Below are 20866 nucleotides of genomic sequence, written 5' to 3'. Positions count from 1 at the left end.
CAACCGCCTTGTTCCCAAGGAACGCCTCGACAAAGCTCATCTGTCCCGTCCGCTTCACCGCCATCGCAAATCCCTCCGAGCAATAATCGAAGTGAATCACAATGCCAGAATTGCGCAACAGGCCCCTTGTTGTGGGAGAAGGGATCACCGGCTGCCGCGTTGCTTGCAAAACGTCCTCGCCTGAAACCCGCAAACGGCGCTGTCGAGCCTCACGCCGCCTGCCTTGCCCACAAACCATGGCCGTAGCGGCGGAAGAAACGGGCTATGAGAAGCTGCTGCCTTGCCCTGGCGAGGTCGGGCAGGCGCCGTTCCTGGCGCCAGCGCGGCATGTTTCGCCAGCCAGCGATGAACCGGATCGCATCCTCGACGGCTTCGTGCGCCGATAGCGCCGGGCCGATCGCGGCCAGGAACAGAAGCTCCGTTTGTTTCAATTCCTCGATGACGGCCTTGCGCCTGAAATGATCCAGGCGGGCCTGCGCGATGCCGTTGCGGCGGATCGCCCCGAAGGCTTCGAGCAAAGCGGGACTGTCGCCGGTGTAACCGCAGGCGCGGGCGAAATCGGCGGCATCCATTCTTGCTCCCGGATCTGGCGCGTGCAATCCGCGCCGACTCATATTTGCAAGTTATATATAAGCATAACTCAAATAAACATAGAAGAGAGACTTTTGGAGGAGTTTGGAAACTGCGACTCGACTCCTGCTTCAAAACACGGGAAGATGTGAACAAATCACGAACAAAAGGACGGAGGAACGATGGCGTTGCCGGGCAGGGAAGCAGTGATCGCGCAGGTCGCCTCGCTGTCGGTCGAATGCGCCGATTGCGGCCGCAACAGGTGGTGGCGACCCGATCAGTTGAAGCGCTTCGGGGTGAACGGGAACACGCCGCTGGCCGCGCTGTCGGGTCGCATCGTCTGCTCGGCCTGCCGCGCCGACGGGCTGCCGGGCGCCGCGGTCTCGATCCAGGCCGCGTTCATCGACGAGCGCCAGCGCGTGCGCTCGGAAGCGCGGATGCTGAGCGATCGCGAAGCGCCGCTGGCAGGCTCGAGGCGGGCTTGAGAGGCGCTGATTCTTCCTTCTCCCCTGTGGGAGAAGGTGGATCGGCGCGTAGCGCCGAGACGGTTGAGGGGTGTTCCAGCGGAGCGAGACGTCGGCTTTCCTGGGAAAAACCCTCATGCGACCTAGCTTCGCGAGGCCGCCGCCCCGAGTCACGAGCCTCGCCCGCCGCACAGGGGGGGCAAAGGAAGTGAGCCTCAATACCCCAGCAGTTCCTTCAGCGGGATGACGCGCCAGACTTGCTTGATGGCGTAGCGGTTGAAGGTCAGCGTCTTGGGCGGATTGTATTGTTCGACCACCAGCTCGCCCGCCGTGCGCCGGACCAGTTTCTTGATGAAGGCCTTGCCGTTCTTCTCGTTCTCTTCCGGAAAGGTCTCGATCACCACATGGTCGCCCGGCACCGCGTCGCGGCCGCCGCAATAGATCATGTCGCCGGGCTCGTAGCGCGGCACCATGGAATCCGAGAGCACATGCAGCGCGAACACTTTCGGCAGGTTGCGGACCCCTGGCGGACGCTGGACGTATCCCGCAGGCTCGCCGTTGAAGGTGAAATCGCCATCGTCGCCGCCGACGGCGGCGCCGAGCACCGGAATATCCATGGCTCCGGCCGGCAGGGGGGCGGCATCGGTGACGATCTCGGCGTCCGCCACCGGGCCGGCATCGTCGAGGAAGACGACCTCGCCCTTGCCGAGCGCAACGGGGTCGACACGCAGGAAGGCGGCGGTCTTCAACAGGTTCTCGGTCTTGGGCAGGTTGCGCCCGGTTTCCCAGTTGCCGACGGCGGCGACATCGGTGTCGTTGTGCTCGGCGATGTGGCGCATGACCAGGCCGCGCTGCTTGCGTGCCTGGCGGATCGCGGCCCCGACCCTGATCGACAGTTGCGTTTTCACCATGGCCTCATGTGACCAACAAGCCCTGCTTTCGTCCATGAAAGAATGGCTTGCATCAGTTTTTGAGTTATGCTTATATCACCTCATGCAAAAGCTCAATCCCCTTAGAGTCGACAGCGCCTCCAGCCCGGCCTTGCCGGGCTGCCCTTTCTCTTCCGCCCCGACCGCCTCCTCCCCGGCCGGGGCGAAGCGCGAAGCCGATTGCCTTGGTGCATCGGCCTCGCGTCCGGTTCGCCCGTCACTGGCGGCCGGAACGGCCGGAGCCGCCGCTCCCCGCGGCTCCGGCCCGCCATTCGACCCATTCGACCCGGCCGCGGGTTGTTCCCTGATCCGCACCCAGGACGGCACCGTCATCCCTGACGAGCCGACGACGGGCAGGGCGGTTTCAGCCCCTGACAGGGACATGGCGCGGGCGCGGTTTGCGCACCTCGCCGCGCCGGCCGACCGGCGGGGCTGACGCAGCCCTTCCACGGCAATCCCAGCGGCCGACAGGCCAGACCAAGCCCGGCAGCGCCCATCGCGTCTGCGGGCGAACCCGACGCTTGCCTGACGGTGCCGTGCGCGGCGGTCGCTGGCCGCGCAATGGAGACGGACATGGCAGGCTACAGCGACAGCGAATTGCAGGCGATTGCCGCCTGGCTGAAGGACGGGCTTTCGGCATCGAGGATCGCGGCCGCGTTCAGCGCACAGCGTGGCGCGCGCGTATCGCGCAACGCCATTATCGGCATCGTCCACCGCAACGTCATGCTGGGCGCGATCGGCTTTGCCAATGGCAAGGGCCTGCCGGCGTCCCGTACGGCGACGGCCAAGACAGCGCGCCGCGCCGCCAAGGCGGAAACCGCAATCGAACGTGCCGGCGCCGCGCTGCAGCCGCCCAAACCCGCCATGCGGCCGAAGCGGGCTCCTTCGCCTGTCCGGCCACGGCTTTTCCAACGCGAGGCGGGCGTGCTGATCGCCGATGGGGAAACCTACCGTTTCAAGGTACCCGCACCGCCACGTAGTCCCATCGGCCGACAGCCGCATGGCGTGGCCATGCGCTTCATCGACTGCCTGTTCAGCCGCTGCCGAGCGCCGCTCGACCTGTCGCTGGAGGAAGACCCTCAAAATGGTGCGCCCGGCGGGCGGCCGGGCCAGGACATGCTGTGCTGCGGCATGCGCACCAGGGCGATGAAAAGCTACTGCACCTATCATCAGGCGCGCTTCCAGCGCCGTGTTTGCGAAGCCGGTTGAAGCTTGGTCCCTACTTCCAGTTTACGGGGAGAAAGTCGCTCCTGCGTGCCGTCGCCAGTCCCGATCGCCGCGAAATATTGGGAGAATTGCTTTGAACAGCTATCGCGGCGCACCGCTATTTCGGTATCTGGCGGCCCTGCTTGGGCAGGCGGCTCTGCACCGTTCGTTGCTCCAGCACCGTCGCCGGGCCGCCGCCGGCAACCAGGATGCCGGCAACGCGAGCAAAGCCGGTGAACACTTTTATCGCATCGGACTGCGAGATCTGCGCCGCGATGGCCGCGCTGCAGGCGTTGAGCGCGCTGCGATAGACGTGGCCCCGCCGCTCGATCGGCCAACGCTGCAGGAAATCGGCGGCATCGCTGACGTTTTCGATCTCCTCGACATGTCCGTCCAGGGACACTTTGAGCGGTACTCCGGTTTTCATTGTACCCACGGCGTTCACCTCCGGTCCAGGCGAGGCATTCAAGCCGACGCTCATAAACGCACAAGGCCGGCAAGCGGTTGCATCGCCGCCCTCTCAGGGGCTCGCCGCGGCGTCGAGCCACTCATGCGCGCGGCTTCTTGGCTTGGCTACCAATATGCCTTGTTGCCTTGCCGCCTCTCGAAAGGCCTCGAAGGCGGGGCGCGGGCAGCAAGCACCCTCGACCGCGAGCCGGATGAGCCGAGCTGCCTCGAGATAGGCCGGCGCGGTCTTGTCGGGCCATTGGTGACGAAGCGCCGTTGCCGCATCGGCCACCGAGCCGACCAGCATGGTCTTGTTGTCGCAAAAACGCAGGGTCACCGGCATGAAAGCCGTCATGGGCGGTCCTCCCGTTCGCAGGAACGCGTCATAACGTGCGGACCGGCGGCTGGTTCCATCAGCGCGGCTGGAAGCACGGCGTGGAGCGCGGCATGAGCGAACGGCCGTTCATGCAGCTCTACGTCTCTGATTTCGTCGGCGACACGCTGCAGCTCTCCACCGAGCAGATCGGCGCCTACATGCTGCTGCTGATGGCAATGTGGAATGCCGGCGGCGGCTTGCCCGACGATGACGCCAGGCTGGCGCGCGTGGCGCGGCTGCCGTTGAAACGATGGCGGGCGATCAGCGCCGAGCTGCTGGCCTTCTTCGAGCGCGAGAGCGGCGAGATCGGCCACAAAAGGCTGACGAAGGAGCTGACCAAGGCGCGGCTCAAGAGCGAGGCGAGGGCGGCCGCCGGCGCGCGCGGCGGAGCCGCCACCGCCTTGAAAACAAAGGCGCATGCCGGGGCAAATGCCGATGTTTTGATGCGGCATTCTCCAGAATCCAGAAACCAGATGGAAAAAGCTCCCGCTTTTTCAGCGCGCGAGGCGCGCGAAAGACCGGGGATTTCGATCGGGGACCGTGAGACGGCTTCGGGATCGCGCGGCCCGGGCCGGCCCAAAAAACCGCCGGGCTGGATCAGACCGAAAACCCACAGCGACGCCGCCAACGCCATCATCGAGGAGATCCGCGGATATGACCACGGCCGAACTGCAGCAGGCGACGAAGGCGCTGGCGGCAATGTTCTCCTGCTTCCCGCAATCCACCCTGACTGATGTCGAGATGCAGCTGCGCGGCTATCTCGGGGCCGTCAGCGATGCCGAGCTGGGCGACCTCAAGGCCGCCATCCAGCGCTTCGTGCGCGGCGAGGTGAAGAGCGGCAACGCGCAGTTCTGCCCTTCGAGCGCGCAGCTCTGCATCGAAGTGCGCGAGCGGCGCTTGATGCGGGAGCTGCTGGCGCGGCGCGGCGTGGAGGCGGCTGCAAAGCTGGCGAAGCGATGAGGAGTTTCGATCGACAGGTCGGCGCGAAGGATCGCGACCTTCCAAGGAAACACACCCGACCCCAACAGGAGCCACATCCATGCCCAAGAAAACCAAAGCCGCCAGGCCGCAGGCGCCGAAACTGCCGAAGGGCGAGGCCGAGCAGGTGCGTATCCGCCGCGAGGTCGGCCATGATTTCGCGCTGAAGGACGATGCCTTCGGCCGCAAGCGGCTGACATCAGGCACGGCCGAGGCGCGGCGCGTCTACGAGGTGTCGAATGACGGCCACACTTCCACCGGCGGCATCGTACGGGTGCGCAATGTCGACCCGCTCCTGGGCATCACCTCGCTGTCGCGCCAGCAGCGCGAGGCCGGCCTGCGCTACCGCGAGCATTTCCAGTCCAGCCAGCGGGCTGATATCAAGCCGATGCGCTGGACGGAGCGCGTCGACGGCGGTCGCATCGGCGGCGGCATCGCCGACAGCGTGCTCAACGCCGGCCGCGCGCATGCCGCCGCGACACGGGCGCTCGGGCATTGGGACGTGGCGGCGATCGTGCAGAAAGTCGTGTGCTTGGAACAGCCGGTGAAGACCGTGGCCGAGCAGAATGGCGAAGGACGCGACGTGGTGGCGAAGCTGCTGAAGGTAGGGCTCGACCTGCTGGCCGTGCATTATGGGATGATAATGGGGCGGTAGCGTGGTCCAACACCGCCGAATGCTTCTGCGACGACTATGATTGATCCGGCCGACGGCATGCCGGCCAGATCAATTTTGAGCGGTCAATAGCGGCAGACACGCACCCTTTCGATGATCCGGTGGTGATGACGCCAGTGCTTCACCACCTCGGTGTGGCAGCGACGACTGTGCATGCCGAAATACCGCGTGTGCATGCCGTAATAGCGCGGCCGATAGCCGTCATCGTATATGTTGTAACGGTAGTGGGGACGGCCGTAATAGGGGCCATAGTCGGAGTAGTCGCGGTAATAGTCCCCATAATAGTCGCGATGTCTGGGAACGTAATAATCGTCATCATAGCCGTTCCCGATGCCGAGCGTGATGCTAGCGGCATTTGCCGGGGCCATCACCGCCACCGCCGAAGCAACCGCGATCACGGAAGCGAGCAAGAGTTTCTTCATGACAACCTCCTCTTTCAAGGTGTGTCTAATAAACGCTGAGGTCGCAGCCCTGTTCCCATAAATCGCTGAATCGATGGTTCGAGCAGCGCTCCCTCTCTGTTTTCGCGGCGATGGTTACGCGGTCTCTGCCGGCTCCTGCCCGGCGTCCCCGCGCGGCTGCGCCATCGACCGTGCCGCACCCGCTCCGGCCGCCAGGATGCGATCCGACAGGTCCCCACCCTCCACCGCGCGGGCCAGTTGAAGCGCGCCGATGAGCGTCGCGAAGATACCGAATGCCACCGCTTCCGGATCGTTTGTATGCGGCGGGAGAGCGGCCGACACCTGGCGCACCAAAGTCATCAAGCGTTCGGTGTAGCGTTGTCGCGTTTCCTGCTGCTCCCGCGCGATTTCCGGCAACAGGGCGGCGGAAGCGCAGCCCGTGCCCGGATTGTCGCGGTGTTGCGCCGACAGATAGGCGTCTATGGCCGTTGCCAGGCCGCCGGAGGCCAGCGCCTGCGCGATCTGACCCGACTGACCCTCCAGCGCCGCCGCCACGCATTCCCGGACCAGTGCCGCCTTGGAGGGAAAGTGCGGATAGAAGGCGCCGTTGGTCAGCCCGGCGTCGCTCATGATGCTTGCCAGTCCCGAGGCGGCGATGCCGTCGTCCCGGAACCGCTGTGTGGCGACCTCCATGATCCGGCTGCGCGATGCGTCCTTCCGGCCCTTTTCGTACCGCATGTCCTGTCCTTCCCAAGCCTCTATTGTATTATGATCATAATCTGATATTACGAACATAATTCAACGCGTGGAAGAAGGCTAGCCCTGACGGGCTCTGGAGCATCAAAATGAAAGCGCATTCCGGAAAGACCGCGATCGTGAAAGAGCGAATATGATGAAAGCCTTTGTCGCCGACAAATATGCGAAGAAGAGCGCCTTGCGGCTCGCAGAGATGCCGATGCCCGAAATTAAGGACAATGATGTCCTGGTCGAGGTCCACGCCGCCGGCGTGAACCTTCTGGATTCCAAACTCCGGGACGGGGAGTTCAAACTCATTGTGCCTTATCGGCCGCCCTTCGTCCTTGGCCACGACGTGGCCGGCATTGTCGTGCGGGCCGGATCGAAGGTCCGCAAGTTCAAAGCCGGCGACGAAATCTGTGCACGGCCGCGCGACGGCCGGATCGGGACATTCGCCGAATTCATCGCCATGGATGAGGCCGACGTTGCCCTGAAGCCGAAAAACCTCAGCATGGAGGAGGCCGCTTCCATTCCCCTGGTTGGTCTGACCGCCTGGCAGGTGCTGGTCGAAAGGGCAGGGCTGAGGAAAGGCCAGAAGGTCTTTATCCAGGCCGGCTCCGGCGGGGTGGGCACGTTTGCCATCCAACTGGCGAAGCATCTCGGCGCGACGGTTGCGACAACGGCGAGCGCGGCGAACATGGGCCTGGTGAAAAGTCTCGGCGCCGATGTCGTCGTCGACTATCGGAAGGACGATTTCGAGAAGGTCCTGCAGGGCTACGACGTCGTCGTGAACAGCCAAGATGCCAAGACGCTCGAAAAATCACTGCGCGTGCTGAAGCCGGGCGGCAAGCTGATATCAATTTCAGGTCCGCCGGATCCCGGGTTCGCCAGGAAGCAAGGCCTCAACGTCGTGCTGAAGCTGGTGGTGCGGCTGCTTAGTCTCGGCATACGCCGCAGGGCCAAACGCGCCGGTGTGAACTATTCCTTCCTGTTCATGTGGGCGCAGGGCGACCAGCTGAGCCGGATCACGTCGCTCATCGAAACCGGCGTCATACGTCCCGTCATGGACCGGACTTTTCCGTTCGAACAGACCAACGAGGCCTTGGCCTATGTCGAAACGGGGCGTGCCAAGGGCAAGGTGGTCGTGAAGGTCAGATAGGGAGGGCCGGCAGGATCCAGTCTTGCGATGACGCCCGGTTCGCCAGCCGGCGTCGCTAGCTCGCAGGCGCCGCTTCGACCTCCTGGAGATAAAAAACCTTGCTCGGCTGCAGATGGTCGACGCAGAGCTGCGCCAGCACCCAATTGTCGCTGCGTTTCAGCGCCTCGATCATCATCAGGTGGTGCTGGCGCGAGATGTCGAGCTTGTCCCGGTCGGCCAGCGAATTGGCCCGCACCGGCAGGCTGAGGCGCATATAGTGCTCGATCGAGGACACCAGATAGGCATTGCCGCAGGCCGAGAACATGGTGAGGTGGAAACGGTCATTGGCCTCGTGAATGCCTCTGAGATAGCCGGCGTCGACATGGGCGCTGTAGACGTGGTGGATCTCGGTCAATTCCGCGATCAGCGCGTCGCTCGCCGGCAGGCGGATCATCAGCGCGGCCTGGCGCTGCAGCATCTCGCGCACCTCGTAGATCTGGCGGACCTCCTCGGGCGCGAGCCGGCGCACCATGGCGCCCTTGTTGCGCTCGCGCGTGGCGACGCCGAGCCTTTCCAACTGGTAGAGGGCCTGGCGGATGGTGTGGCGCGAGACCGGGAAACGGGCCAGAAGCACGTCCTCGACCAGGCGCGTGCCGGGCGCCAGCCGGCCGAAGATGATGTCTTCCTCCAGCGCGTGGACGATATCGGCTTCCTTGCCGCCATAGTCGACCGTGTTGAGCATCGCGACCCTCTTGTTGGTCCGGCCAATGAGGATTGACCCCGGCCAATTTCTCATTGGCCGCAAGCCACTCTAGAGCATTTCCGGCGAAAACAGGATGCCCCATCAGTTTGTTCGCTGTTTGCGGGCCGACAGGGAAAGGCCCGCCACCGACGCGACTCGTGACGGGCCTTCTGGAGTACGCCGGGCTTCCCACCGCCCGGCCATTTGCAAAACCTGCCGGCGGCGCGATCGTTCCATCACAACAGGAAGCTTACCCCCGGGGAACGGGCCTTGCGGATCGTCTAAACTTCCCTGCACCAGGTCGCAGCATCTCGTCCATCAAGCTTCAGCTCTTGGACATGCTTTCGATTCAGACAAGGTGCAGGTACCCGTGACCGCCGACAATTTCTCACGCTTCGAAAACGTCGGCTTATTTGTGAATGAGCCATTCTATCAAGCCGGTCTCGACCCGCTCGCAGCCGGTAAACTCGGACACCAGGTTTTTGGCCAGATCGCGCCATTGACACTCGGGCAGGTTCGCTTCCCTGACCAAATCTCGAAATACAGCGCGGAGAATGTCGGCATCGAACGCGGAGACGGCAACGGGAGCCGCGTCTTCCCAGGCTTGGGCGGTGTCATCGCGATGGCGTCGGCGAAGCCGTTCCAGAAGCTCGCGTGATTGCGCGATCGCGCGCCTGGAATGGTCCAAATCGCGGCGAAAGGCGGCTTTTCCAGCAATGGAACGATGCCGCAACAGGAAGCTGGCTTCGATAGCTGCCTGCGCCATGTCTATATGGCTTTCAACCATCGCTACCTCCCTCAGGACTAACTTACTCCTCCGAAGGGGTATCTCAAAGGGGATTCAACGTACGATTTGGTACGAGGGGAAAGCTCGGCGGAGTATTGAACGGACCGGCCCGAACAGCGCAGGCGTGCGCAACGGCGACGCCCGCTTTGGTCGGGTGTAATGTCGCGACGACCATGTCAGCCCCTGGGCGACATGCATCAGTTCCTGTCCGACGGCTTCGAGCGCATCCTCGACACTGTCTCGCGCTCGGCGCGTTTGGAGCGCAGCGGCGGCAGGCCGCGATCGATCAGGTCCATGTCTTCCAGCACCATGTCACCCATGCGCTTGAAGGCGATGTCGAGGGCGCCGGCGCGGTGGGCGGAGCGCAGGAAGCCGGGCAGCGTGCGCACGGGATGGTCGCTCGCCAGCGGCTCTTCGGGGAAGACGTCGCTGGCAGCGAGGATGTGGCCGCTCTTCACCGCCGTCATCAAGGCGGGGAAGTCGACCACGCCGGCACGGCTGAGCAGGATGAAGGCAGCGCCATTGCGCATGCTGGCGAAAGCATCGGCGCCCAGAAAGCCCTGGTTCTCCGAGGTCACCGAGGCGACGACGAAAACGAAGTCGCTTTGCGACAGCACCTCGTCCAGCGAGGCCGGCTCGACGCCATTTTCCCTCAGTATCGACGGCGGCAGCCAGGGGTCGAACACCTTCGTGCGGGTGCGGAAGCCCGACAGCAGGCGGTTGAGCGCGCGGCCGAGATCGCCGAAGCCGATGATGCCGACATCGGCGCCCGAAAGCAGCCGCGCCGTCTGGTTGCCGTCGCCCCCCCATAGTTCCTGCCCCTGGCGGAAAGCGAGGTCGGCATCGACGATGCCGCGGGCAAGGTTGAGCGCCATGGCCAGGCCGAGTTCGGCCACCGGCTCGGCGAAGACCAGGCCCGTCGTGACGACATGGATGCCGCGCGAAAACAGCGTTTCATACGGCATGTTGTCGAGGAGATTGCTCTCGACATTGAAGACGCAGCGCAGCGCCTTCATCGCTTCAAGCGTCTCCGGCGAGATCGGCGGTTGGCCGACGATGTAGCGGGCCTCGGCCAGCACCTCGGCCGGCAGTCGCGCCACGCCGTCCGGCGTCGTCTCGACGATGCGGTAACGCGCCTTGAGCCGCGCCAGCTGCGGCGGCGTGAAGATCAGCTCGAGCGTGCGCGGCTCGGGCGCGCTGATGACCAGCGGCAAGGCGGTCTCTGACATGGCAAGCTCCTCCCGAAACGGCTTGTGGCGCTTTCTCGGTCCTAAATCTATCCCGGACTAGCGGATTTAAAAGCACGGTAGACCGATTTACTCGGCGCAGGAGCGTTTCGCTCAAAATCAGAGAGCCGTCCCGGCACGATTGACATTGCGGCAAAGCAGGTCTTCTCTGCGGTGTCCAACAAGGGGGAATAGCTGATGAAGAAATACGAGAAGCCAAGCTGGCGGAAGCGCGAACGGCTTTCGGCCGTCACTGCCGCCGTTGTAGTTTCGGTAACGCTGACCTGAAGGCATTCGCTTGCCGTCACAAAGGCGCGACCCGTCGCGCCGTTTGCTTTGGCACGCCATCACCCCCGCGGCTTCGGCGGTGCGGGCTTCTGTTCCTCGCCGCTTGGCTCGGCTGACAGCCGCTGCTTGCGAAGGCGGGCTGTCTTTGCGTCGCGGGCCTGCCGTTCGGCGTCGAGGATGATCCGCGACTCGCGATCCGCTCTCTCAAGCTTTTTCTTGTCGACCAATCGGGCCACTTCGTTCTCCGGCGGCATGTCGCATTCCATAAAACCAATCGTGTGCGGCAAGGTTCCGCCGGATGCCGGCTGCGAGCGATCGCGTCAGGATTTTGCCTGGCCTGATCGCTCGGCGCGATGACCGGTCTGCCAGCTGGTGAGTTGGCGCTCGGCCTCGGATATGGTCACGCTCATCAAGCCGTCAAATTCGGCCATGGCTTCCATGTGCCCATGATCAATGATGGATTTGCGAAGGATGCGCATCGCCAGAATGGCATCCTGCAACGCTCGGTCGATGTTCTTGACCATGACAGGATCTCCTGCGGGCATAACCTGTCTGCGCGCCGCTGGTTCCGGCTGAACGGCACTGGATTTGCCTTTTTTCAGCGCTATGTGATTGCCCTGGGGAAGCGCTCCGGCGCTTCCGCCGCAAGGGAGGGACAAGGTAGAGGTGCTGTCCTTGGGACAGCACCAGGGAAGCGCCTTCTGACGATAGAGGGCGGGAGGCCCCTCACGCCATGCCCGGCTCCCGCCGCAGTCTCAAATGGCGCACTTTGCGGCCGATGATCAGCAGCCGGCGTGCCATGTTGTTGCGCAGGCGCCGCGCGCGCCATTCCAGCCCGGTTTCGGTGGTGATCCGCTTGGCATATACGCTCACACGCATGCCTGCCTCATCGGAAGCTACCTTGACCGGATCGTCATAGAAGGTGCCGATCTTGTCAGCCGCCATGCCTGGTGTTTCCAGCCAGCGTGGAATGTGGACGGAATGGAGCTGATCGACGTCGATCATGACCCGCCCTATGCCGACGCCCGGCGTCGGGCATGTCGTACAGAACGCGTCGCCAATGAAGACGACCCCGTCGCGACGGTGGCCTTGCGTCGTGGTCAGATTGACCTGCCGGACCTCGACGGGACTTGCGACAGCGAAGTTGCCGCATTGCGCCGATATTTCGGGCATCAGCTCGCAAAGCATCTTTTGCGGATCGGCCCGGAAATCCCTCGTCCATTGATCGGCCACGGTGCGATAGACGAACATGTTGGCCCGCATCTTGTCGCCGAGAGGGAAGATGGTGACGTAGGCTACGCGGTCGCTGGCCCGCCTGCCGTAGCAGGTGACGGCCCGAAAGCCGCAGTCGAGCTGGGAGACGGCGAGGTCGAAACCCATCGACAGCGAATGGGCTTTCGATTGCTCGATGCGTTCGACGCCGATGGCGCGCCGCACCGCTTCGCCGTAGCCGGTGGCGACCACCAGCAGGCGGGCAATGATGACGCTGCCGTCGCTCAGCACCAGGCGTTGCCGGTCCGGTCCGGTCGAGACCTCGACGACCTTGCCGATCGTTAGCGGCACTTGCGGGGGGAGGGCGTCACGAAGCCCGTTGATCAGCGCGCCATAGGAAAATGCGTATTCCGGCCTGCGCTCACGCGCGAACAGCTGGCCGAGGCGGAAGACGTGAATGTCGTCAAACGGTGTGACGAGATGCATGATCGTTTTGTCTAGGCCGAGCTTCTCGAACAGCCGTATCTGGTCGGTACCGATTTTCTCGGCCCGGAACTCGTCGTGATGGATCCGGTGCGGGTCGATCAGCGCCACCTTGCGGCCGGCTTTTCCCAAGGCGGTGGCCAGCGTAGTGCCGGCCATTCCGGCGCCAACGATCGCCACGTCGACTTCGGCCGGGACAGCCTCGACGGTGGTCATCTCGCTGCCCTTCATGCCAGTCATCTTCTGTCTCCACAAAGTGTGGTGGAAAATATCTTCCGGGCCGTATCAACCTCAAGCAACCAGCGCGGGTGGCTGGTAGTAGCAAATGTTTAGGTTAACTACGGTCGCCGCTTCTGTTTCCAGCGCGGCGCGATCGCCGAGCCATCGATGAACTCCAGGCCGCCTGCCTCGTTGAGCGTGTGCAGCTTGCGCCCGCTCCATAGCGCGCCAGAGGTTAAGATCGTCTCGACACGCTGGTCCATGCCGTTCAAATCAAGGTGAGTGACGCGTGCGATGCCAAGGGCGCCGCCGTAGCTCCTGCGGCAGTCCTGCACCGGGCGCAGCAACTGGCCGCCGCGCTCCACCATGCGTCCGGCCGGCCGCGCCGAGGCGATATCGATCAGCACCGGATTCTTGGGATGCGGCGTCCAGGGGCCGCGAAAGTCCGGCGCCGACCACAGATGCAGCGCGTCGGAGAAAGCGCCGCCTCCGTCCCGGGCGGTGCCTTCACCGTCCCGGACGGTGGCAAACATCCACCACGAGCCGCCATGCTCGACCAAGGTGGCGTCGCTGGCGACGATATCGGACAGCAGCGTCGCTTCCTTGACCCATCCGCCGGGGAAGGCGGTGGCGCGGTAGAGATCCACCGTGCGGTTGGCGCAGCTTTCCGGCACCATCCAGACCTCGCCGTCACGCTCGAAGACGAACGGGTAGGACAGGTGGTAGGGCAGGTCGAGCACCGGCTCCGGACGGCCGATCGGCCCCGACGGGCCGAACGGCACGGCGGAGATGATGGCTCGGCCCAGACGGTGGATATAGTCCTCGACGAACAGGGTTACCTGTCCCTGGTAAAGGATCGGGAACGGATCGGCGTAGAAGCGGCTGCCGTCGTCGGGCAGCTCTTGCCAACCCGATGCCGGATGCGCGCGCAGGTCGAACAGATCCCGCCCTCCGGTCTCGCGCCAGCCGACCTTCCAGTGCGGAGCATTGTAGCAGAGATGGTAGATCTTCTGAACGACGCGCCGCGCCAGCGCCTTGCCCGCCCTGACGCCGAGCTTGCCGGCCGAGGGCAGCGACGGCGCACCCCTACCGTCCATCGGCTCGGGCAGGACGGGCAGGGCGCCGCGTGCGGCACCCGTCACCGCCGCCAGTATCAGGCTTGCCGTGCGCGCCAGCATGTCCTGGAAGGCGGCAAGCGCGATGCCGCCATATTCGGTCCCCACCCGTCCTTCCGCGACTACGGCACCATTCTCCTCGACGCGGGCCAGCGGGGTCCGGCCATCGAGGATCGACGCCAGCAGGGCGGCTTCGCCGCCGGCGCCGTCATAGGTCACACGCCAGACGCGTGTTCCCTCCACTTGCACGTCGCCGCAGAGGTCGAGCACGAGGTCCGGCGAGACGGGCGTCCGCGTTTGGAAGGGTGCCAGCGCCGACAGCGGCAGGCGCTTGGCCAACCCATCCGCGGGCAAGCCGTGGATGACCGTTTCAAGCTGGAACAGCGCGGCGATGCTGCCTGGAATGCCGCTCCCGGCCGGGCGTGCGTCGACGCTGACCTCGACATCGGCGAGCGCGGCCAGGCGCTGCAGCAGCAGCAGGTGAAAAGCACGGAGGCAGTCGCTGTCCAGGCGCAGGCTGACCTGCATGTCGCACCCCTAGAATTCTGATGTTCGGTAACGGCCGGTGTTCGATTTTTGGGCACGATAGGTGGGCGACGGTCGGACTGGAGGGAGATGTTGCTCCATTTCCATTCGTTTCCCGCTCGCTTGCGCCCTGTCAACACGGCCCGCGCCTTTGCTACGCAAACTCCGTGCCAAAAATCAGAAGAGCTCCCAACATAATTAATAGTGTTTTAACAGTTGGAGTAATAGCTAGGCTGAAGCCGCAATTTAGTCTTTTGAGGCATATGGAGTGTTGTCGGAGCGACCTTTGCAATCATCCCTGCTCTCGTTGCCGCAACAACAAGCTCCGCAGGCGATGCAATATGCGCCGGAGCCACCTCCGGCCGCGTCGTATCCGTCCTCGTCCGTCGAGCTGGGTGACCTGAAGCGTATATTGGTGCGCCGCCGTTTCCTGATCCTCGCCACAGCCGCACTGCTGACCCTTGCAGCGCTGCTCTATGGACTGTTCACGCCGGCGCTCTACAGCTCGGTGGCGGAGATCATCGTCGATCCGCAAGACCTGCAGGTGGTCACCAACGACGTCAATCCGAGCCGGGTTCCGCCCGATGGCGGCATCACCATGGTGGAAAGCCAGGTTGCCGTCGTCCAGTCGAGCGGCGTGCTGCTCAGGGCTATCGCGGCGACCAACCTGACCGAGGATCCGGAATTCAACGGACAAGGTGGGTTGTTGAGCCGTTTGCTCGGCGGCGTGCTAGGCTCGGAGTCGACCGAGACGGACAAGACGGGCGAAACCGACAAGACGGGGACGACGCTCGATGCACTGCGCCGGCGGCTGGCGGTCAAGCGGGCCGACAAGGTGCTGGTCCTCGACGTGATCGTCACCGCCAAGAGCGCCGACAAGGCGGCGAAGCTCGCCAATGCCATCGCGCAGGCCTACCTGGCCGACCAGGCCGCGGCGCGCGCGAAGATGGCCACGGACGCTTCCGACTCGATCACCGCGCGGCTGGAAGAGCAGCGCAAGCGCGTCCAGCGGGCCGAGAATGCGGTCGAGGCCTACAAGTCCGCCAACAACATGGTGATGGCCGCGGGCAATCTGGTCAGCGACCAGGAACTGACCGAGATCAACACGCAGCTAGCGGCCGCCCAGAGCCGCACCGCGACGCTGAAGGCGCAGGTCGACCAGTTGCGCCGGTCCGGCGGCGCACCGGACGCGACCTCGGAAGCGATGCGATCGGCGGTGATTTCGAGCCTGCGGGCACAGGAGGCGACGCTTGTCGACCAGGTCTCGCAGCTCGGCACGGAACTCGGGCCGCGCCATCCCTCGATGATGGCGGCCCAGCAGCAATTGCGCGACACGCGCGCGCTCATCGCGCGCGAACTCGGCCGCATCGGCGCCGCCGCCGAAACCGACTATGAGCGGGCACTGGCCAACCAGCAGGCGCTGGAGGCCAAGGTCGCGGGCATGAAGAGCAAGTCGCTCGACACCGACCAGGCCTCGGTCAAGCTGCGCGAACTGCAGCGCGATCTCGAGGCGGTGCGCTCGGTCTACGCCACCTACCTGCAGCGGGCGCAGGAAACGCGCGAACAGGTGAATGTTGACAGCACCAATGCGCGCATCATCTCCGACGCCATGCCGGCCCTGAAGAAGAGCTGGCCGCCGCTGTTGCTGCTGGTATTCGGCGCGTTCTTCGGCGGGCTGGGGCTCGGCACCGGCATGGCGCTGATCGCGGAATATTCATCGCCGACGGTGCTTTCCAGCGCGCAGATGCAATCGGCGATCGACGCGCCCGTGGTGGGCGTGCTGCCGGCAAAATCGGCGCGCCGCCGCTGGTGGCCTTTCGGCGGCGCCCCCGCGCAGGCCGGACAGAAGATGGACGCCTTCGCCGGCCTGGCGTTGAGGCGCCTGTTCTCCTCCAGCCGGCGTCCGCCGGACTGGCCGCTGGTGCCGTCCATCCTGCTGACGTCGGCACCGGACGACGCAGCGCAACGGGGCCGGGTGGCGCGCCTGCTGGCCAACGCTGCGGCTGCCAGGGGCAGCCGTGTCCTGTTCATCGACACCAATGCCGGCAAGGGCCACAAGGAACCGCAGCCCGGCCTGCTCGACGTGCTGCGCGGCGAATATGCCTTCGAGGCGCTGAGCCAATACGTGCCCGGCAGCAACGTCGCGGTTCTCGGCAAGGGGCGGCCAAAGGCTGCCTTCTCCGAGGCGCAGGGCGTCTATTACACGCAGCACATGCTGGCCCAGGCCAGCCGCAATTTCGAACTCGTCATCGTCGACGGCGGCGCGCTGGCCGACAATCTCAACGCCTCGCCGCTGGTCGCCATGGTCGACGAGATCGTGCTTGTCGCCACGCTGAACGCGACGCCGATGCGCGATGTCACGGCGGCCTCGCAAGCCATTTCCGTCATGGGGCGGTTGCCGACCGGCGCCTTGCTGGTCGACGAGGCGGCCTGACATGTCTGCCATTCGGGGTGCCGCCCGGTCCGCCACTCCGGCAGCCGGCTGGGCCAGCCAGGGTCATGCAGCGACCGCGCGCCGCACCGGCAATTCACTCGACTGGGTGACCGGCTATGGCCTGGTTGCGGTGGTGGCGTTGCTGTTCAGCATCTCGGGCGGCATGCTGTGGCTGGTGGGCTACAATTACGACGGGCTGACCGGCAATCCGGCAACCAAGATCCACCCTTCCACCTATCTGCTCGTGCTGATGTTTGCCTGGCGCGCCTGCACGTTCGGCAACCCGGTCGGCTACACGCTGGCCATCGCCGACAGGCGGCCGGCGAGCGCGCTGCTGGCCGTCATGTCGATCATGCTGCTGGTCATCGTCATCATCAGGCAGCGCCCCGGCATGGCCGGCATGATCGACACGTTCGTGGCGCCGGCGCTGCTGGTGGTGATGCTGGCCGAGGCGGATGAAAAGATATTCGCCCGCATGCAAACGGTGGTGCACGCGGTGATGACGGTGAACGCGCTGCTGGCGCTGTTCGAGTTCGCCACCAAGACGCTGGTCTTTCCCTACCGGCTCGACGGCGTGGTGTTCATGAGCGACCTGCGCTCGACGGCGCTTCAGGGGCATCCGCTGTCCAACGCCACGATCACCGCGGTATACGTGCTAGCGCTGCTTTCGGGTTCGCGATCGCTGTCCATGCCGCCGCGGCTAGGGCTGATCGGCCTGCAATGCGCGGCGCTGGTCGTGTTCGGCGGGCGCTCGGCGATGGTGACGACGATCGCGCTCGGCGGCATCTATCTGCTTTTCAGCGGCGTCGCTTATCTGCGGCGAGGACGCATCAGCCTGCCGGGTGCCGCCCTTGCGGTCATGCTCGCCTCGCTGCTGCCACTCGTGCTCGCCATGCTGTTCTCCTACGGCTTCTTCGACGCGCTGCTGGAACGCTTCGTGTCGGACAGCGGCAGCGCCAATGCCCGCGTCGAAATGTTCGAGCTCTTCAAGCATTTCGAACTGCGCGACCTGATCATCGGGCCCGATATCGATCTCATCGAAAACCTGCGCCGCATCAACGGCCTCGAACAGGGCATCGAGAACCCGATCATCCGCCTGCTCCTCTATCAGGGCGCCTTCTTCACCCTGCTGTTGTTTCTGGGCTTCGCACTGTTCATGCACGAAGTGGCGCGCCGCTGCCATCCCGGCATCTGGTTGACGATGCTGGGCTGGCTGATCCTGCTCAACACCTCCGAAAGCCTGGCGTCCAAGACGACGCTGATGACCAAGTTCGTGGTGATCGCGCTGGCGCTGTACCGGCCGGTGAGGGTGGGGGTACGACGCCCAGCGCAAGCGCCGCGAGCGTAGCGCTCTCTCTACTCCGGCATCCTCAGCCCCAGCGCATCCACCATCGCAGGGTCGAGCGCCCGCGTCGTGTCGTCCATCATGCCCATGCCGTCGAAGAGGTCCCAGAAGGCCCAGGGAAAGCCTGATGCCTCGGCGCTCTGCCTGACATCTGATATGTAGCGGGCGCGGTCGGGGTTCGGGGCGGCGACGTAGCGGGCGTCGGTGCGCAGCGCGCCGAATTCGCCCATGATGACGCGCTGCGGCGCGATGCCGTGGCTATCGGCCCAATCGCGCGCCTGGCTCAGATATCTGTCGATGAACCAGCGGTCGGGCCTGGCGTCGAAATAGACCTTCAGCACGCGTTCGGTCTCGGCATAGGCGGCCTGCTTGTCCGCTTCGGAGGTCTTGGTGTCCTGAGCCATGCGCGCCCTGACAGAGGCCAGCGTCTGTTCCAACGAGCCGGCGGAGGCCGGCCATGGCACGTTGTTGAGCGCGCGGTAGACGGGCTCGCGCATCCAGGGCGCGCCCTGATGGCTGAACAGATAGGGTTCGTAGAAATGGAAGGTGAAGAGGATCGGCTCGAAGGCCGCCAGCGGTTCCGGATCGAGCGCGGCGAGCCCGCTCACCATCGAGCCGCAGCCGCCGGTGACGACAAGCGGCAAGGTCGGGGATGACGCCCTGGCCGCCGTCAAAAGGGCCGCCTGAACCTTCGACCAGACATTGGAGGAGCAGGATTGCGGCGGCTCGTTGACGGGTTCCAGCGCCACCATGTCCTGTGCGAACCGCTGCAGCCTGCCGGCAAGCGTGCCGACCAGCGCGCGATAGGCTTCGAATTCCGGCGCGGCGGTGCTGGAGACCATGCGGTCGGGAGTCCAGTAATGGGTGGCGCCGTTGGCCTGCACGTTGACGATGATGCCCAGACCGGCATCGATGACGGCCGCCACGGCATCGTCCAGCATCGTCAGCAATTTTGCACGCGTGGCGGCGTCGGCGGCCAGGAACGGGCCGGGATCGACGGGCAGGCGGATGAAATCGAGCCCGGTCTGACGCAGCCGGCGAAGGTCGTCCGGTGTCGGCACCGGCCGCTGCGACTGGAAGGGCGGCCAGTCATAATCGGTGCGCGGCGCCGGAAATTCGCGTGTCAGCGCGAACCAGGGCCAGGCATTGACGCCGCGGCGAAAGCGCCATTCGCCAGTGGCGGCCGGCGCGGGCGCTGCGGTCGAAAGCGCCGCGGTGCCGGGCACCAGCGCCGTCGACAGCGCGGTCCTCAGCAGCCGCCGTCGCGACCAACCCGTCATACGGCGCCGGGCGAGGGGCGGTCGACCTGCATGGCCGCGGCGGCGGGCACGCCCAGAAGCCGATAGGCTTCGCTTTCATAGGCAAGCAGGACGTCGTCCCAGCGAAAGGCTTCGTTGGCGCGGGACCTCGCGGCCTCGCCACAGGTCCTGACCAGGGCGTCATCTTCCATCGCCTGCCGCACCCGCTCAGCGCAGCTCCGCGCGTCGGTGAAATAGATGGCGGCCGCACCCGCGGTCCATCGGTTGTAGGGGTTGTCGTGGGCGATCACCATGTTGCCGGCGGCCAGCGCCTCGACCAGCGACGGGTTGGTGCCGCCGACCGTGTGGCCATGCAAATAGGCGCGCGCGTGAAAACGCAGCGCCTTCACCGCCGCCTGATCGTAAATGGCGCCGGGCAACACCACCGAGGCGTTCGCCGCCTTGCGAACGGCGACATGATAAGGGATCTGGTCCGAAAGCGTGCCCAGAACCACCAGCTTCATGTCGCGCTTCTGGCTGCAGAAGGCCTCGACGATGGGCAGGATGTTGTTGTCGGGCTCGATGCGCGCGATCGAGATCAGATATTTGCCGGGCTCGAGGCCGAGCGCGCGCACCGGCGCCGCCGGTGCCGATGTCACGGGGTCGGCGCCATAGGTGATGGTGGCTATGGCGCTGCGCGGCCGGCGCGTCGCTAGGTGTTCCGCGATCACGGGGTGGTCGGCGACCAGACGGTGCGAGGCCCAGGCGCCGATCCACTCGTTGAGCCAGAACCATGTGCGCGCCGCCACACCCCATTTGGGCCGGCGCCACTCGATGCCGTCCATGTTGGTGATGATCTTGCGCCGCATCAGCCTCAGCCAGGTCAGGAAGACCGCGCCATTATAGCCGAGCACCAGGCAGACACCGGGCCGATGGGCAGCGTCGAGCACGCATTGCCAGTCGAATTCCAGCGTCGCGCGCGGGCCCTTCGAGGCGACCTGGACATGGATGAGCTCGATGCCTTTCCAGGTGTCGACGCGCACCCTCTGGTCGACCCGCTCGACTTCATCCTGGCAGTAGACGCCGACCTTCCAGCCGCGCCCGGCAAGAAACAGCGCCACCTTCTCGGCGAATGTTTCAAAGCCGCCATGGGCAGCGGGAATGCCGCGCGTCCCGAGGATCAGGATGGTGGGCGTTTCCGGTTTCATGGCTGGTGGCGCTTTCAAATCCGCTCGCTCCGCAATGCGCGGGCCGTCTCGTCTGGAAACCACAGTCCAGCGATATCCATGCCAGACTCAGTTCCGCCCATTATGGCCCCGGGATGTAAAATATTTC

Annotated in this window: 23 protein-coding genes; 8 read left to right on the top strand and 15 right to left on the bottom strand. The window is 64.9% G+C overall.

Going from position 1 to position 20866, the window contains the following annotated elements:
* Positions 1 to 209: 209 nt before the first annotated feature.
* Positions 210 to 572, bottom strand: coding sequence for a hypothetical protein (locus FJ960_RS11540; RefSeq protein WP_140713968.1), 363 nt, complete (start codon positions 570 to 572; stop codon positions 210 to 212).
* Between the two features lie 180 nt (positions 573 to 752).
* Here FJ960_RS11540 and FJ960_RS11535 point away from each other — a divergent pair, with 180 nt between their 5' ends.
* The gene (locus FJ960_RS11535; RefSeq protein ID WP_140508526.1) at positions 753 to 1055 is read left to right on the top strand and encodes a hypothetical protein; all 303 of its coding nucleotides are present in this window, start codon (positions 753 to 755) and stop codon (positions 1053 to 1055) included.
* 194 nt (positions 1056 to 1249) lie between these two features.
* Here the strand turns inward: FJ960_RS11535 and FJ960_RS11530 are convergent, their stop codons facing one another.
* Positions 1250 to 1945, bottom strand: coding sequence for a helix-turn-helix transcriptional regulator (locus FJ960_RS11530; protein ID WP_181166727.1), 696 nt, complete (start codon positions 1943 to 1945; stop codon positions 1250 to 1252).
* Positions 1946 to 2536: 591 nt separating this feature from the next.
* Between FJ960_RS11530 and FJ960_RS11520 the strand changes: the two genes are divergently transcribed.
* Positions 2537 to 3172: a GcrA family cell cycle regulator gene (locus FJ960_RS11520; RefSeq protein WP_140713962.1), complete on the top strand. Its 636-nt coding sequence runs from the start codon at positions 2537 to 2539 to the stop codon at positions 3170 to 3172.
* Positions 3173 to 3287: 115 nt separating this feature from the next.
* Here FJ960_RS11520 and FJ960_RS11515 read toward each other — a convergent pair whose 3' ends face one another.
* Positions 3288 to 3650: a DUF982 domain-containing protein gene (locus FJ960_RS11515; protein WP_140508530.1), complete on the bottom strand. Its 363-nt coding sequence runs from the start codon at positions 3648 to 3650 to the stop codon at positions 3288 to 3290.
* Positions 3651 to 3689: 39 nt separating this feature from the next.
* The gene (locus FJ960_RS11510; RefSeq protein WP_140713960.1) at positions 3690 to 3971 is read right to left on the bottom strand and encodes a DUF982 domain-containing protein; all 282 of its coding nucleotides are present in this window, start codon (positions 3969 to 3971) and stop codon (positions 3690 to 3692) included.
* A 92-nt stretch (positions 3972 to 4063) separates the two neighbouring features.
* Between FJ960_RS11510 and FJ960_RS11505 the strand changes: the two genes are divergently transcribed.
* From FJ960_RS11505 to FJ960_RS11495, 3 genes are all read left to right on the top strand, one after another.
* Positions 4064 to 4726: a DUF1376 domain-containing protein gene (locus FJ960_RS11505; RefSeq protein ID WP_140713958.1), complete on the top strand. Its 663-nt coding sequence runs from the start codon at positions 4064 to 4066 to the stop codon at positions 4724 to 4726.
* Positions 4647 to 4952, top strand: a complete 306-nt coding sequence (locus tag FJ960_RS11500; protein ID WP_140713956.1) for a hypothetical protein — start codon at positions 4647 to 4649, stop codon at positions 4950 to 4952. The genes FJ960_RS11505 and FJ960_RS11500 overlap by 80 nt, the downstream gene beginning before the upstream one ends.
* Positions 4953 to 5031: 79 nt before the next feature.
* Positions 5032 to 5625 (top strand): DUF6456 domain-containing protein, encoded by a 594-nt coding sequence (locus tag FJ960_RS11495; RefSeq protein ID WP_140713954.1) that lies wholly within the window; start codon positions 5032 to 5034, stop codon positions 5623 to 5625.
* An 83-nt stretch (positions 5626 to 5708) separates the two neighbouring features.
* Here FJ960_RS11495 and FJ960_RS11490 read toward each other — a convergent pair whose 3' ends face one another.
* Both FJ960_RS11490 and FJ960_RS11485 read right to left on the bottom strand, forming a co-directional pair.
* Entirely contained in the window at positions 5709 to 6065 is a 357-nt protein-coding gene (locus FJ960_RS11490; protein WP_140508535.1) for a hypothetical protein, read from the bottom strand.
* Positions 6066 to 6179: 114 nt separating this feature from the next.
* On the bottom strand, positions 6180 to 6782 hold the full coding sequence (locus tag FJ960_RS11485; protein WP_140508536.1) for a TetR/AcrR family transcriptional regulator: 603 nt from the start codon (positions 6780 to 6782) through the stop codon (positions 6180 to 6182).
* A 154-nt stretch (positions 6783 to 6936) separates the two neighbouring features.
* Between FJ960_RS11485 and FJ960_RS11480 the strand changes: the two genes are divergently transcribed.
* The gene (locus FJ960_RS11480; RefSeq protein ID WP_140508537.1) at positions 6937 to 7938 is read left to right on the top strand and encodes an NADP-dependent oxidoreductase; all 1002 of its coding nucleotides are present in this window, start codon (positions 6937 to 6939) and stop codon (positions 7936 to 7938) included.
* 55 nt (positions 7939 to 7993) lie between these two features.
* On the opposite strand, the gene FJ960_RS11475 is transcribed toward FJ960_RS11480, so the two are convergent.
* The 7 genes from FJ960_RS11475 to FJ960_RS11445 all read right to left on the bottom strand — a co-directional run bounded on the left by FJ960_RS11475 (position 7994) and on the right by FJ960_RS11445 (position 14517).
* Positions 7994 to 8659, bottom strand: a complete 666-nt coding sequence (locus FJ960_RS11475; protein WP_140508538.1) for a GntR family transcriptional regulator — start codon at positions 8657 to 8659, stop codon at positions 7994 to 7996.
* A gap of 409 nt (positions 8660 to 9068) precedes the next feature.
* A complete protein-coding gene (locus FJ960_RS11470; protein WP_140713952.1) occupies positions 9069 to 9446 on the bottom strand; it encodes a hypothetical protein in 378 nt (125 codons plus the stop codon).
* 197 nt (positions 9447 to 9643) lie between these two features.
* Positions 9644 to 10675 (bottom strand): hydroxyacid dehydrogenase, encoded by a 1032-nt coding sequence (locus tag FJ960_RS11465; protein ID WP_140508551.1) that lies wholly within the window; start codon positions 10673 to 10675, stop codon positions 9644 to 9646.
* 344 nt (positions 10676 to 11019) lie between these two features.
* Entirely contained in the window at positions 11020 to 11247 is a 228-nt protein-coding gene (locus FJ960_RS11460) for a hypothetical protein (RefSeq protein WP_246672727.1), read from the bottom strand.
* 33 nt (positions 11248 to 11280) lie between these two features.
* Positions 11281 to 11484, bottom strand: coding sequence for a hypothetical protein (locus tag FJ960_RS11455; RefSeq protein ID WP_140508552.1), 204 nt, complete (start codon positions 11482 to 11484; stop codon positions 11281 to 11283).
* A gap of 202 nt (positions 11485 to 11686) precedes the next feature.
* Complete coding sequence (locus tag FJ960_RS11450) at positions 11687 to 12895, bottom strand: NAD(P)/FAD-dependent oxidoreductase (protein WP_181174204.1); 1209 nt, start codon at positions 12893 to 12895, stop codon at positions 11687 to 11689.
* A 98-nt stretch (positions 12896 to 12993) separates the two neighbouring features.
* A complete protein-coding gene (locus FJ960_RS11445; protein WP_140713950.1) occupies positions 12994 to 14517 on the bottom strand; it encodes a formyl transferase in 1524 nt (507 codons plus the stop codon).
* 283 nt (positions 14518 to 14800) lie between these two features.
* Here FJ960_RS11445 and FJ960_RS11440 point away from each other — a divergent pair, with 283 nt between their 5' ends.
* Together FJ960_RS11440 and FJ960_RS11435 are read left to right on the top strand one after the other, a co-directional pair.
* Positions 14801 to 16948 carry a Wzz/FepE/Etk N-terminal domain-containing protein gene (locus FJ960_RS11440; protein ID WP_246672725.1) on the top strand — a complete coding sequence of 716 codons (2148 nt, stop codon included), beginning with the start codon at positions 14801 to 14803 and terminating at the stop codon, positions 16946 to 16948.
* A gap of 1 nt (position 16949) precedes the next feature.
* Positions 16950 to 18296 carry a VpsF family polysaccharide biosynthesis protein gene (locus FJ960_RS11435; protein ID WP_140713948.1) on the top strand — a complete coding sequence of 449 codons (1347 nt, stop codon included), beginning with the start codon at positions 16950 to 16952 and terminating at the stop codon, positions 18294 to 18296.
* Between the two features lie 8 nt (positions 18297 to 18304).
* Here the strand turns inward: FJ960_RS11435 and FJ960_RS11430 are convergent, their stop codons facing one another.
* Both FJ960_RS11430 and FJ960_RS11425 read right to left on the bottom strand, forming a co-directional pair.
* Complete coding sequence (locus tag FJ960_RS11430; protein ID WP_140713946.1) at positions 18305 to 19573, bottom strand: cellulase family glycosylhydrolase; 1269 nt, start codon at positions 19571 to 19573, stop codon at positions 18305 to 18307.
* Entirely contained in the window at positions 19570 to 20739 is a 1170-nt protein-coding gene (locus FJ960_RS11425) for a DUF1972 domain-containing protein (RefSeq protein ID WP_140713944.1), read from the bottom strand. The genes FJ960_RS11430 and FJ960_RS11425 overlap by 4 nt, the downstream gene beginning before the upstream one ends.
* Between the last annotated feature and the right edge of the window lie 127 nt (positions 20740 to 20866).

It is taken from the genome of Mesorhizobium sp. B2-3-11 (genome assembly GCF_006442215.1).
Classification (GTDB): domain Bacteria; phylum Pseudomonadota; class Alphaproteobacteria; order Rhizobiales; family Rhizobiaceae; genus Mesorhizobium; species Mesorhizobium salmacidum.
The sequence above is the reverse complement of the archived record's forward strand: the minus strand, read 5'-3'. Positions and strand labels throughout refer to the sequence as shown.

What these genes read in the sequence shown, in the direction of transcription:
- FJ960_RS11540 (WP_140713968.1), bottom strand. Translation starts at nt 572, where the DNA reads ATGGATGCCGCCGATTTCGCCCGCGCCTGCGGTTACACCGGCGACAGT.
- FJ960_RS11535 (WP_140508526.1), top strand. Translation starts at nt 753, where the DNA reads ATGGCGTTGCCGGGCAGGGAAGCAGTGATCGCGCAGGTCGCCTCGCTG.
- FJ960_RS11530 (WP_181166727.1), bottom strand. Translation starts at nt 1,945, where the DNA reads ATGGTGAAAACGCAACTGTCGATCAGGGTCGGGGCCGCGATCCGCCAG.
- FJ960_RS11520 (WP_140713962.1), top strand. Translation starts at nt 2,537, where the DNA reads ATGGCAGGCTACAGCGACAGCGAATTGCAGGCGATTGCCGCCTGGCTG.
- FJ960_RS11515 (WP_140508530.1), bottom strand. Translation starts at nt 3,650, where the DNA reads ATGAGCGTCGGCTTGAATGCCTCGCCTGGACCGGAGGTGAACGCCGTG.
- FJ960_RS11510 (WP_140713960.1), bottom strand. Translation starts at nt 3,971, where the DNA reads ATGACGGCTTTCATGCCGGTGACCCTGCGTTTTTGCGACAACAAGACC.
- FJ960_RS11505 (WP_140713958.1), top strand. Translation starts at nt 4,064, where the DNA reads ATGAGCGAACGGCCGTTCATGCAGCTCTACGTCTCTGATTTCGTCGGC.
- FJ960_RS11500 (WP_140713956.1), top strand. Translation starts at nt 4,647, where the DNA reads ATGACCACGGCCGAACTGCAGCAGGCGACGAAGGCGCTGGCGGCAATG.
- FJ960_RS11495 (WP_140713954.1), top strand. Translation starts at nt 5,032, where the DNA reads ATGCCCAAGAAAACCAAAGCCGCCAGGCCGCAGGCGCCGAAACTGCCG.
- FJ960_RS11490 (WP_140508535.1), bottom strand. Translation starts at nt 6,065, where the DNA reads ATGAAGAAACTCTTGCTCGCTTCCGTGATCGCGGTTGCTTCGGCGGTG.
- FJ960_RS11485 (WP_140508536.1), bottom strand. Translation starts at nt 6,782, where the DNA reads ATGCGGTACGAAAAGGGCCGGAAGGACGCATCGCGCAGCCGGATCATG.
- FJ960_RS11480 (WP_140508537.1), top strand. Translation starts at nt 6,937, where the DNA reads ATGAAAGCCTTTGTCGCCGACAAATATGCGAAGAAGAGCGCCTTGCGG.
- FJ960_RS11475 (WP_140508538.1), bottom strand. Translation starts at nt 8,659, where the DNA reads ATGCTCAACACGGTCGACTATGGCGGCAAGGAAGCCGATATCGTCCAC.
- FJ960_RS11470 (WP_140713952.1), bottom strand. Translation starts at nt 9,446, where the DNA reads ATGGTTGAAAGCCATATAGACATGGCGCAGGCAGCTATCGAAGCCAGC.
- FJ960_RS11465 (WP_140508551.1), bottom strand. Translation starts at nt 10,675, where the DNA reads ATGTCAGAGACCGCCTTGCCGCTGGTCATCAGCGCGCCCGAGCCGCGC.
- FJ960_RS11455 (WP_140508552.1), bottom strand. Translation starts at nt 11,484, where the DNA reads ATGGTCAAGAACATCGACCGAGCGTTGCAGGATGCCATTCTGGCGATG.
- FJ960_RS11450 (WP_181174204.1), bottom strand. Translation starts at nt 12,895, where the DNA reads ATGACTGGCATGAAGGGCAGCGAGATGACCACCGTCGAGGCTGTCCCG.
- FJ960_RS11445 (WP_140713950.1), bottom strand. Translation starts at nt 14,517, where the DNA reads ATGCAGGTCAGCCTGCGCCTGGACAGCGACTGCCTCCGTGCTTTTCAC.
- FJ960_RS11435 (WP_140713948.1), top strand. Translation starts at nt 16,950, where the DNA reads ATGTCTGCCATTCGGGGTGCCGCCCGGTCCGCCACTCCGGCAGCCGGC.
- FJ960_RS11430 (WP_140713946.1), bottom strand. Translation starts at nt 19,573, where the DNA reads ATGACGGGTTGGTCGCGACGGCGGCTGCTGAGGACCGCGCTGTCGACG.
- FJ960_RS11425 (WP_140713944.1), bottom strand. Translation starts at nt 20,739, where the DNA reads ATGAAACCGGAAACGCCCACCATCCTGATCCTCGGGACGCGCGGCATT.